Source organism: Methanothermococcus okinawensis IH1 (assembly GCF_000179575.2).
Taxonomy (GTDB): domain Archaea; phylum AGJL01; class Methanococci; order Methanococcales; family Methanococcaceae; genus Methanofervidicoccus; species Methanofervidicoccus okinawensis.
In genome coordinates this window covers 502,032-514,031 of record NC_015636.1, presented here as the reverse complement: position 1 = coordinate 514,031, position 12,000 = coordinate 502,032, and the positions used below count along the sequence as shown (strand labels likewise).

Genomic DNA, 12,000 nt, shown 5'->3' with positions numbered 1-12,000 from the left:
AACACGGATGGGTGTTATAATGAAGGTTAAAGTTTATAACATGGACGGTTCTGAAAAGGGAGAAACTGAATTACCTGCGGTATTTGAAACAGAATACAGACCAGATTTGATTAGAAGAGCGTTCTTATCCTCCTTAACTGCAAGATTGCAGCCAAAAGGCGTAGATTTTATGGCAGGGAAGAGAACCTCTGCAAAATCAATAGGTAAAGGACATGGTAGAGCAAGAGTTAAAAGAACAGGACAAGGACAGGGAGCATTTGTTCCTCAGGCTGTGGGTGGAAGAAGATGCCATCCCCCAAAGGTAGAAAAAATATTGTATGAAAGGATAAATAGAAAAGAAAGATTAAAGGCATTGATGAGTGCAATCGCTGCATCGGCAAACTCTGAAATTGTAAAAAGTAGAGGGCATGTTATTGATGAAGTTCCATCAATTCCATTAATCGTAGATAATGAATTTGAAAACCTTAAAAAAACAAAAGAAGTTTTGGAAACATTCAAAAACTTAGGCTTGGATAAAGATGTTGAAAGAGCTAAGGAAGGAATTAAAATTAGGGCAGGAATTGGTAAATTAAGAGGACGAAAATATAGAAAACCAAAAAGTGTTTTAGTTGTAGTAAGCAGTTTATGCGATGCTGTTAAAGCTTCAAAAAACCTCCCCGGTGTAGATGTAATTACAGCTGATGACTTAGGAGTAATGCATATAGCACCTGGTGCAGATGCTGGAAGATTAACATTATGGACTGAAAAAGCTGTGGAAAAACTAAATGAAAGGTTTTAAGATTATTTAATAATATTTAATAATACTCAATAACATTTTAATTTAAATATAATCCATTTTAGGCATTAGTCATATAGTGGATGATATGTTTATTTTATGAGGTGATGGCATGGATGCCTTTGACGTTATCAAAATGCCAATAATCAGTGAAAAAACAATGAAACTCATTGAGGAAGAAAATAAATTGGTATTTTACATTGATAAAAAAGCTACAAAAACAGATGTTAAAAATGCTATTAAGGAACTTTTCAATGCAGAAGTAAAAGAGTTAAACACATTAATTACCCCAAAAGGTCAGAAAAAAGTATATATAAAATTAAAAGATGAATATGATGCAGGAGAAATCGCCGCTAATTTAGGTATTTACTAAAATCCTTACTAATTTAATATTAATAATTCATAATTCATCTAATTATTTGATAAATTAGGGGTAATAACTTAGAATTATTAGGAATGATTTACTTAAAACTGAGCTCATAGGTGATATAATGGGTAAAAGACTAATGTCCCAAAATAGAGGTAGGGGAACTCCAAGATATACCTCACCAACCCATAAGAGAAAAGGAGAAGTAAAATATAGAAAATTTGATGAGATGGAGAAAAAGGATAAAATCCTTGGAACAATTGTAGATATACTTCATGACCCTGGAAGAAGTGCCCCAGTAGCTAAGGTAAGATTTGAAAATGGGGAAGAAAGGCTGATATTGGTTCCAGAAGGAATGAGAATTAATGAAGCAATTGAATGTGGAATAAGTGCGGAAATAAAACCTGGAAATGTTTTGCCATTAGGTGAAATACCAGAAGGTATTCCAGTTTATAATATTGAAACAATCCCCGGTGACGGTGGAAAACTTGTAAGGTCTGGTGGATGCTACGCACACATTATTGCACATGATGTTGGTAAAACAATAGTAAAATTACCATCAGGATTCATGAAAACATTAAATCCTATGTGTAGGGCAACAATCGGTGTAGTTGCAGGCGGTGGTAGGAAAGAAAAGCCTATTACAAAAGCTGGTAAAAAATACCATGCTATGAAGAATAAGGCAAGCATCTGGCCAAAAGTTAGAGGTGTGGCAATGAATGCTGTGGACCACCCATTTGGTGGTGGAAGACACCAACACACAGGAAAACCTACAACAATTTCAAGGAAAACATCTCCTGGTAGAAAAGTAGGACATATAGCTGCTAGAAGGACAGGAAAAAGATAAATAAAAGATAAATAAAGGTTTGACAATATATAATAAAATATAGGAGATATATGGTTGTCATAACCCAAAAAATATAAATGGGTGAAAAAATGGCTAGACAAAAAAAATTTAGCGGTAAAGGAAAGCCTAGAAGAAAATCTAAAACGAAAAAACAAGTAGCACCAAGAAGAAGAGTGGAGTTTAAATACAAAGGATATACATTAGAGGAGCTCCAAGAAATGCCAATGAAAAAGTTTATGGAAATAATTCCTTCAAGACAGAGAAGAAGTATGATGAGAGGAATTAGCCCAAAACAGAAAAAATTGGTAATAAAAATTAAAAAGGCAAGAAGATTGTTGAATAGGGGAAAAGAACCAAGAGTTATAAGAACACATTGTAGGGATTTTGTGATTACACCAGATATGGTTGGATTAACATTTGGAATCTACAATGGTAAAGAATTCCAAGAAGTAAAAATAGTTGAAGAGGCTATTGGAAGATATCTTGGAGAATTTGCACCAACAAGAAAAATTGTTCAGCACGGTTCCCCAGGTATGGGAGCTACAAGAGGTTCTATGTTTGTTCCAATTAAATAAACCTTTTTTATTATTTTTTTTATTTTTAAATAAATCTGTATATCTAAATATAGCATAATATTTATTTAGTTATCCATTTTTATATTATTTTATATATATTATATTTCATCATATTATATTGATATTATTATGTTTATTATATGGTTTTTGATTATTATTTTTAATTATTATATTGGTGGGATTATGGACAATAATAAAAAAGAAAATATGAGCTCAGCTGGTGAGGTTGTAAATAGCAACATAAAAGAAGAACCTTTTAATAAGGATTTAGTGATTAAATCATTTAATACCTCCCTAAAAAATGGTTTATCATCAGAAGAGGTTAAAAAACTTTTAGAAAAATATGGATATAACGAGATAGGAGAAAAAAAAGTAAATCCAATTATAAAGTTTTTATCTTATTTTTGGGGTCCAATACCTTGGATGATTGAAATAGCAGCTATTTTATCGGCATCAGTTAAGGATTGGGCAGATTTTGGAATAATTACAGCACTTCTTATTGTTAATGGTATTGTTGGATTTTGGGAAGAGCATAAAGCAGAAAATGTAGTAGAGGCTTTAAAACAAAAAATGGCATTAAGGGCAAAGGTTTTAAGGGATGGAAAATGGGAAACCATAGCTGCAAAATACCTTGTGCCAGGGGATATTATAAGGGTAAAGATAGGGGACATTGTGCCTGCTGATATGATTATAGTTGATGGAGATTATGTTTCTGTTGATGAATCCGCACTTACTGGGGAGTCTCTTCCAGTTAGCAAACATATTGGTGATGAAATTTATTCAGGTTCTATAATAAAAAGAGGAGAGGTTATCGGCGTTGTAAAAGCCACAGGTGCAAACACCTATTTTGGAAAGACCGTTAAATTGGTAGAAAGTGCAAAAACTGTGAGCTCATTTCAAAAGATGATAATCACTGTGGGAAATTATTTAATAATACTTGCAATAGTATTGATTGCCATTATATTCGCAGTCTCACTTTATAGGCATGAAAGTTTAATTGAAACATTGAGGTTTGCATTGGTGCTTGCAGTGGCATCCATACCAGCAGCCATGCCCGCAGTGCTTTCTATTACCATGGCAATCGGAGCTCTAAATCTTGCAAAAAAACAGGCTGTTGTAACAAAACTTGTTTCCATAGAGGAGCTCGCAAGTGTGGATATACTATGTTCGGATAAAACAGGAACCCTTACAAAAAATCAGCTTGTCTGTGGAGACCTTGTTCCATTTAATGGTTTTAAAAAAGAGGATGTTATATTCTATGCAGTATTGGCTTCAAGATATGAGGATTCCGATGCTGATGCCATAGATATGGCAATATTAAACGAAGCCAAAAAATTAAATATATTTGACGAGTTAAAGAAATATAAGTTATTGGAATTTAAACCATTTGACCCTGTTATAAAAAGAACTGAGGCTTTGGTATCCTCAGATGGAACATCATTTAAAACAGCCAAGGGAGCTCCGCAGGTAATAGCTGAATTATGCAATCTTGATGAATCTACAAAAGAAGAAGTATCAAAAACCATAGATAAATTGGCAGAACAAGGATATCGAGCATTAGGAGTGGCTGTTGATAGGGGCAATGGATGGGAGTTTGTAGGTATTGTTCCATTGTATGACCCTCCAAGGGAGGATGCGCCAGAAGCTATTTCAAAAATAAAACAGCTGGGTGTATTTGTTAAAATGGTTACAGGAGACCACATAGCCATAGCAAAAAATATAGCAAGAATGCTCGGCATAGGGGATAAGATAGTTTCCATGACTGAGCTCCTAAAAATGAAAAAAGAATCAGAAATGGAAAATTTAGTGGAGGAGGCTGATGGATTTTCAGAGGTATATCCAGAGCATAAATACAGAATAGTGGATATTCTTCAAAAGAAAAAACATTTTGTTGGTATGACAGGGGATGGTGTAAATGATGCACCTGCACTTAAAAAGGCAAATTGTGGTATAGCTGTGGCTGGAGCAACAGATGCTGCAAGAGCTGCTGCTGATATTGTGCTTTTATCTCCGGGTATATCGGTAATTGCAGATGCCATTACCGAAGCAAGAAGGATATTTCAAAGGATGGAATCCTATGTAATTTATAGAATATGTGAAACCATAAGAATTTTATTCTTTATGACTTTATCAATACTTGTATTTAATTTCTATCCTATTACTGCATTGATGGTAGTCCTTTTAGCACTTTTAAATGATGTGCCAATACTTGCAATAGCCTACGATAATGTAGTAGAACAGGATAAACCTGTAAGTTGGAATATGAAAAAGGTATTGCCAATATCCACAGTTCTTGGGTTAGCTGGTTTGGTGAGCTCATTCTTAATATACTACATTGCAGAGATGTTATATCCTGGTCAATACGGATTTATTCAAACATTTATATTCTTAAAACTTATAATTGCAGGCCATTCTACCATATTTGTTACAAGAACAAAGGATTGGTTATGGAAAAAACCCTACCCAGGTTCAATACTGTTTTGGGGTGTTATGATTACAAATATTATCGGAACACTCATTGCAGTGTATGGTATATTGATAACACCAATAGGTTGGAAATGGGCAATATTTATTTGGATATATGCGACAGTTTGGATGTTTATAAATGATATTGTTAAAAAAATAATGGTAAAAAAGCTAAATATGTAATTTATACCTAATTTTTATTTATTTAATTTTTTAATATCATTATTTTTATCATTATAACTTATTATTATTTATTAATATTTTTTAGTTTTATCCCCTCATTATTTCCATAATTTTTCTTTTTAACTTATCCAAATTAATATTCTTTTCAGTGGATATTTTCAAAGCATCCATATTTTTATCCGTTAAAAACATCTCTATCTTTTTTAGATTTTTCTCATAACCTTCAACATCGATTTTATTTATTGCTACGATTATCGGCACTTTAAAGGTTTTTTCAATTTCATTTAACAAATTTAACTGTTCTTCAACGGTATAACCGCAGTATTCTGTTGGGTCTATAACATATATTATGGAGTCAGCGAGATAGTTCAAAGCCACAACTGCGTGGAGCTCTATATCATTTCTCTCATAAATAGGTCTATCCAAAACACCGGGTGTATCTACAAACTGAATACCGTAGTCAGAATATCCAACATTTAACCCCTTTGTTGTAAATGGATAGGCATTTACTTCTGGTTCTGCATTTGTTAATTTTTTTAATAAGGTAGATTTACCGACATTTGGGTATCCCGCTATTACAACAGTTGGAATATCTTTTACAGTTGGAATATTCTTTAATTTTTCTCTTGCAACGGCAATACATGCTAAATTAGGGTATATTTGTTTTAAAACAGATGAAACTCTACCTAAAAACTCCTTTCTTATAATCGATGTCTGTTGAGCAGTTCTTGCCTCTCTAATCTTTCTACCATATATATTCCCAAGTTTCTTTATAAATTCAGAAGCCCATTGTAGAGCTCCGAGAGATTTTTTAAATTCATCGGTATCTATTAAAATTTCAAGTATCTCTCTATAAAATGGATTTAAATTATCCACTGATGGAGTTTTTGCTATTACATTTGCTAAATAATCCCCTATAACTGATGCCGTTGTTCTTACCTTGTGTTCCTCGATTATTCTTGATTTATATAAACTCTCTCCACGGGTAGTTTTTCGGAGCTCACCTGCAACTTTTTCAGCTCTGTTATATGCCTTATCCATGAGCTCATCTGGATATAATATTGTAGGTATCTTTCTAAATGGGTTTGCTTCTATTCTCTCTTTCATATAATATCACCTAATGAAATGAAGTTAGTTATAAAACTCAAATTTATTTAATTCCTTATATCATAACTATTGATGTAAATAATAAATAATAAAATTTTATAAAAATCTTAAAATAAGATATAAAATGAAGTAAATTACTCCTTATCCTTTATTATCTTATAAAAACTTTTTATATTTAAATATTAAATTCGTTATATTTCTTATATCTTTGCCCTGTGTTTTTGCCTCATTTAAATAAATCGAATATAACTGTTTTGTTAGAATATGTGGATTTGATTTCCAATTTTCAGCGTGAAGAAGTAAATCAAAACATCGGGCTTCACTTTCCGTTAAATTTAATCTTTTGTATGGACCTAAATGGGTTTTAAATGTTGGATTTTTCTCAATAGGCGTATCTAAAATTAAATCACATAATTCGGTTTTTGGTATTGGTTCTGCAATGGATACAAAAACATCGTCGAGCTCGGCATCTACTATAAAATCTTTTGTAAGTAAATAATCTACTTCCTTTTCCTCAGGATGTCCAACGATAAAACTTCCACCAACCTTTACACCGCACTCTTTTGCCAAATTTACGGCATTAAGATTTTTTTCTCGATTTGTTCCCTTTTTCATGGATTTTAATATTTTATCACTTCCGCTTTCTATACCATAAAATACCCATCCAATGGTATATTTTTTAACAGCCGTTAATGTATCTCTATCAACATAATCCACCCTCATATCTGGGACAGATAGGTTTTTATTTCCAATGATTCTTGAAACCTTTTCCAAAAGTTCAATAAACATGGATTTATTTACCTCTTTTTTAAAATTGTATAAACTTCCTGTTCCGCCACTTATGGCTATTCTTTTAACGCCTTTCTTTTTAAATTCTTTTACTTCCTCCAAAATTAATTCCAAAGGTTTGCTTCTTATATCCTTTCCAAAAAACTTTGGAACTTGACAAAAAGTGCAGTTTCCTATGCATCCCCTATGGGTTTCAATATATACATTTGCACCTCTTATACTCTGAGCTCCGATATCCTTTGGTATTAGCGGTTTTGAAAAGTCAAGTTTTGGTTTTGGTTTTGGTTTATTTATTATTATTTCTCCATTTTCCAAATATGCAAGACCTTCTTTATCTCCTTCTATAATTTTTGGAGTTATTATCTCCCCTTCTCCCAATATCACGCCATCTACATTTAATTCATTTAATACAATCTCTGGATAGGCAGATACTGGACCACCAACAAATATCTTTGTTTTTTTACTGTTGTGTTTATTGTTGTTTTGTAGGAGCTCTATGACTTTTTTTAAATTTTTATCCATAAGATGGAGTGTTGAATACAAGCTCAAAAGAACATAATCAGATTTTAAAAATAAATTTATGCTATTGTTATCAAGTGTTTTAACTAATTTAACATCGTATTTGTTTTTAAATTTTTCCTTTAACACTCCTCCAATAAGCATTGCACCGTATGTGTAGTAATTAGGTGAGTAAATAGTTATTTTTTTCATTTTTACCACATATTAACAATAATAGGATAATAATTGTTAGATTCAAGATACGGATTTTTTTTCACCATCAATATGGCATCTGAACCATCATCATAATATTCTGATAGCAGTCGTTTATCCTCATATCCTTTTTTATAATAAAATTTTCTTGCATTTATGTTATCAAACCTTACTTCAAGAACTATATATTTTGCATTGCATTTTTTGAATAGATAGTCCTCTATAGCATTTAACAATAGAGCCCCTACACCTTTATTTCTATAATTTTTACCTACTGCAATGGATACTATATGTCCATTTCCCCATTCCATTGTAGCTATAACATATCCCATTATATTTCCATTGCTATCCTCTGCTACCAAAAATCCATCTGGAAATGATATATATAGTTGCCTTATCAATGTAGGTGGATAACTATATTCAAAAGATTCCTTTTCTATTTCTATTATTCTATTTATGTCCTTTTCCATTAACCTTCTAATTTTGACCATTACTCTCACATTAGCTGTAAATTAATATAATCTATAATTAATATGATAATATATAAAAAAATAATAAAATAATAGCGAATATAAAAAAGCAAAATTTTCTATTTTCTATTTTCTTTTATTGTTATATTTTATTTTTATTATTTTTTAATCATTATTTTTTAATTTTTCCAGTATTAACTCGGCAACCTTTTTACCTGAGAGATACATCCCTCCAAATATTGCACCCATTCTGTATCCACCATGTGTAGCATTTGCAGCCATTCCACATACAAATAATCCAGGGAATATTTCTCTTGTATGTCTCAATATTGAGTTTTCAGCCTTTTCTGCCCAAAGTGATTTTTCGCCTGGAACTTCAAGTCCTAAATCTTTATTTTTTCTTGCAAGGGTATTTGTAACTGAGGCATCATGTCCAGTGGCATCTATTACATATTTTGCATTTATTGTTAATGGGTCTATGTGAAGACCTGCTTTATCGATAGCGTATGAGTTAATTACCACTCCTGAAACTTTATTTTCTTTTAAAATTAAATCTTCGACAATTACGCCTGTTAAAATTTTTACGCCTGCATCTATTGCACCAACTCCTAACTTTGCTGGAACTTCAACAGAGTCGGCAACATATAATCCACCATCTATCTCTTCCAATTTTACACCTACCTCTCTTAAAATCTCATCAGCAGGTTTCTGAACGGTAATATATGGGTGTCCCATACCTCCGCCCCATGTTCCTCCTCCAAAGGATAAATGTCTTTCCACTACTACAACTTTTACACCTTCCTTTGCCAAATATCTTGCAGCAGTTAATCCACTTGGACCTGCTCCAACAATTACAACATCAACATCAACAATATCCATCCACATATTAAATGTAGCTTTTAATATTGAGGTGGTAACATCTTTTTCTTCTATTTTAAATTTATCCATTATTTCACCTTATCATTTTAAATCTTTCTTTTTTCTTTTTAATATACTGTTATTTATATATCTCTTTTTTCTTTTTATTACTTACAGAAGTATATAATTATTTAGCGTGGGCGTAATAATTCGTTTTCATTAACTTTTTAATTTTCATTCATCATATGAGAACGATTAAATTTGTTATAACATTAGGTGTTGATATTTAAAGAATTTACAAAATGACCCGCACTAAGTATATAATTATTAAATAAATAATTCATCATGAAAAGTATAAATACCAATTTTAATTTTAACTTAATTAATTTTAGTATATATAATTAAGGTATGTCTATTTTTATTTTTATTTTTTTCCATAAAATTCCATGGATTTTAAAATGGAAGATACTACCATCTCTCTTACATTTTTAACATCTTTTTCAAGATAGTCAAGGATTTCATGGGATTTTTTTCTTATACTATCTCCTTTATCCCTACTGTATGGACATTCGTCCTTATCTCTGTAATAGGATATGCTGCATTCGTTAAGTGCTTTTATAATCTCCTTTTCAGATACACTTAATAACGGTCTAATAATTGTGCTTTTTTGAAGTTTAAGTTTAAATTCTTTGAAATCAAATACAGCCTCCTCAAAATTCTTTAAAGGTTCTAATGTTTTTATTACATCTCCTTTAAGTATATTTGCAAGTATTGTATCTGAATTGTCCTCTAAGGTATGTCCAAGACATATTTTTATTTTATTTATATCAATATTGTTTGTATTTACTTCCAGCAACTTCATAGCAAAATTTGTTAATATGTATCTTCTTACAACAGAACATGAGAAGCAGGGGGAATATTCAATACCTTTTGTATTTTCAGAAAGAATTTTAGACATTTCAACTACATCTTTATCGAAACCTATGATTTTATGAGGTATATTTAAATTTTCGCAGTGTTTTTTTATAGATGCCATATTTTTATTATCGGAGCTCCAAGGTCTAATACCATTTATATTTAAATCAATTGTAATGGCATAAATTTCTATTCCGTATCTCCTCCGATATGGTTCTAAAAGATGCAGTAATGCCAAACTATCCTTTCCACCACTTAATCCTACAATTATCTTATCTTTGGGATTTATTATTTTATATTTTGATATATGTCTTCCCATCTTTTGGGATATATTTTCATAACTTCTTGAATAAATTACAGGTATTCCAAACTCTTCTTCTATTTTTTTTATTTTAGTTTTAGACAATCTCGCCAATCTTTTGTTGTTTATTATTATTTTATCGTTTCTTATGGTTAAATAAGATGGATTGCAGTATTTTTTTAGTTCTTTTATATTTATCATAATTTCACAATTTAATAATTTTATTATAATTTAATAGTTATACATATTTAAATAACAGCGATATATTATTTTCATTAGGTCTAATATAAAAATATATTATTGGTGAAACATTGGATATTGATGAAAATAATAGAACTAAAAATAAATTAATGAATAGATTAATGAATAAAGTAATAATTAGGTATGGAGAGATAGGGACAAAATCAAGACATACAAGAAAGAGATTTGAGTTAATACTTAAAAATAATATTGAAATGACTCTTAAAAAATATAATATTGAATCGGATGTGGAAATTCTTCATACAAGATTGCTTTTGACGATTGATAAAAATAATATGGATAAAGCACTTGAACTTTTAAGAAAAATCCCCGGAATAGTTTCATTTAGCCCATGTTTAGAATGTGATTTAAATATAAAAGATATTGAAAAATTTTCAATTAGCGTATTTAAAGATGAGCTCCGTCAAATAATCCAACATATCAATACAGATATTTATGATGATGACAACAACAATAAAACCATAACTTTTGCAGTAAAAACTCAAAGGATTAAAAAACAGTTTAATATGAATTCAATGGAATTAAGTAGGCAAATTGGAGCAGTAATTATAGATGAATTTGATAAACTTAAAATTGAAGATAAAAATAACAGTAATAACAATAACAATAATAATAGTAATAATAGTATCAATAATAAACAATTAAAAAACATTAATTTAAAGGTAAATCTTAAAAATCCCGATATATATATTGGTATTGAATTAATTGATAAGGCATATATATTTACAAGAAGGATTGAGGGAGTTGGGGGAATACCTGTTGGAACACAGGGAAAGGTTTTAATTCTGCTTTCTGATGGAATAGACAGCCCAGTAGCCTCATATCTAATGATTAAAAGAGGATGTAATGCAGTGTTTTTGCATCTAAAAATATCAGAAGAAGGACTTAAAAAGACTGAAAAAATCTTTAATGTGTTGAATGATTACGATTATACATCAAAACTTATAGTTAAGGATTACAAAGAGGAATTACAAAATATAAAAAGCTGTTTAAAGGAAATTGGAAAAGAAAAATATACATGCATATTCTGTAAAAAAAACATGCTCAAAATTGCTGAAAAATACGCGAAAGAACTAAACTGTGATGCTATTGTAAATGGAGATAATTTGGGTCAGGTTGCATCTCAAACACTGAAAAATATAGCTGTAATAAGTCGTGGAATATCTTATCCTATATTGAGGCCACTTATTGGACTGGATAAAAACGAAATCATCGATATATCTAAGAAAATTGGCACTTATGGCATATCAACAAGTAAGGAAATAAAGTGCTTTGCAGTTCCAAAATATCCTATCACCAATGCGGACCTTAAAGAGATTGAAAGGATTGAAAAGATATTAAACAGTAAATAGATAAAAAAGTTAGACTAATTTTA

At 30.7% G+C, this 12,000-nt stretch carries 11 protein-coding genes; 6 read left to right on the top strand and 5 right to left on the bottom strand.

Annotation, left to right across the window (positions count from 1 at the left end):
- The first annotated feature begins 19 nt into the window (after positions 1-19).
- The 5 genes from rpl4p (at position 20) to METOK_RS02500 (ending at position 5,213) form a co-directional block, all read left to right on the top strand.
- Positions 20-778 (top strand): 50S ribosomal protein L4, encoded by a 759-nt coding sequence (gene rpl4p, locus METOK_RS02520; protein ID WP_048057847.1) that lies wholly within the window; start codon positions 20-22, stop codon positions 776-778.
- Positions 779-887: 109 nt separating this feature from the next.
- On the top strand, positions 888-1,148 hold the full coding sequence (locus tag METOK_RS02515) for a 50S ribosomal protein L23 (RefSeq protein WP_013866675.1): 261 nt from the start codon (positions 888-890) through the stop codon (positions 1,146-1,148).
- Positions 1,149-1,266: 118 nt separating this feature from the next.
- Positions 1,267-1,989: a 50S ribosomal protein L2 gene (locus METOK_RS02510; protein ID WP_013866674.1), complete on the top strand. Its 723-nt coding sequence runs from the start codon at positions 1,267-1,269 to the stop codon at positions 1,987-1,989.
- An 89-nt stretch (positions 1,990-2,078) separates the two neighbouring features.
- On the top strand, positions 2,079-2,564 hold the full coding sequence (locus METOK_RS02505) for a 30S ribosomal protein S19 (RefSeq protein WP_013866673.1): 486 nt from the start codon (positions 2,079-2,081) through the stop codon (positions 2,562-2,564).
- Positions 2,565-2,747: 183 nt separating this feature from the next.
- A complete protein-coding gene (locus METOK_RS02500; RefSeq protein ID WP_013866672.1) occupies positions 2,748-5,213 on the top strand; it encodes a plasma-membrane proton-efflux P-type ATPase in 2,466 nt (821 codons plus the stop codon).
- Positions 5,214-5,300: 87 nt separating this feature from the next.
- On the opposite strand, the gene METOK_RS02495 is transcribed toward METOK_RS02500, so the two are convergent.
- From METOK_RS02495 to METOK_RS02475, 5 genes are all read right to left on the bottom strand, one after another.
- Positions 5,301-6,320 (bottom strand): NOG1 family protein, encoded by a 1,020-nt coding sequence (locus METOK_RS02495; protein ID WP_013866671.1) that lies wholly within the window; start codon positions 6,318-6,320, stop codon positions 5,301-5,303.
- A gap of 156 nt (positions 6,321-6,476) precedes the next feature.
- Positions 6,477-7,820 (bottom strand): methyl-coenzyme M reductase glutamine C-methyltransferase, encoded by a 1,344-nt coding sequence (locus tag METOK_RS02490; RefSeq protein ID WP_013866670.1) that lies wholly within the window; start codon positions 7,818-7,820, stop codon positions 6,477-6,479.
- A gap of 2 nt (positions 7,821-7,822) precedes the next feature.
- The gene (rimI, locus tag METOK_RS02485; protein ID WP_013866669.1) at positions 7,823-8,311 is read right to left on the bottom strand and encodes a ribosomal protein S18-alanine N-acetyltransferase; all 489 of its coding nucleotides are present in this window, start codon (positions 8,309-8,311) and stop codon (positions 7,823-7,825) included.
- A 144-nt stretch (positions 8,312-8,455) separates the two neighbouring features.
- Complete coding sequence (locus METOK_RS02480; protein ID WP_013866668.1) at positions 8,456-9,238, bottom strand: sulfide-dependent adenosine diphosphate thiazole synthase; 783 nt, start codon at positions 9,236-9,238, stop codon at positions 8,456-8,458.
- 334 nt (positions 9,239-9,572) lie between these two features.
- Positions 9,573-10,565, bottom strand: coding sequence for a tRNA lysidine(34) synthetase (locus tag METOK_RS02475; protein ID WP_013866667.1), 993 nt, complete (start codon positions 10,563-10,565; stop codon positions 9,573-9,575).
- A 161-nt stretch (positions 10,566-10,726) separates the two neighbouring features.
- Here METOK_RS02475 and thiI point away from each other — a divergent pair, with 161 nt between their 5' ends.
- The gene (gene thiI, locus METOK_RS02470; RefSeq protein WP_048058009.1) at positions 10,727-11,977 is read left to right on the top strand and encodes a tRNA uracil 4-sulfurtransferase ThiI; all 1,251 of its coding nucleotides are present in this window, start codon (positions 10,727-10,729) and stop codon (positions 11,975-11,977) included.
- Positions 11,978-12,000: the final 23 nt, after the last annotated feature.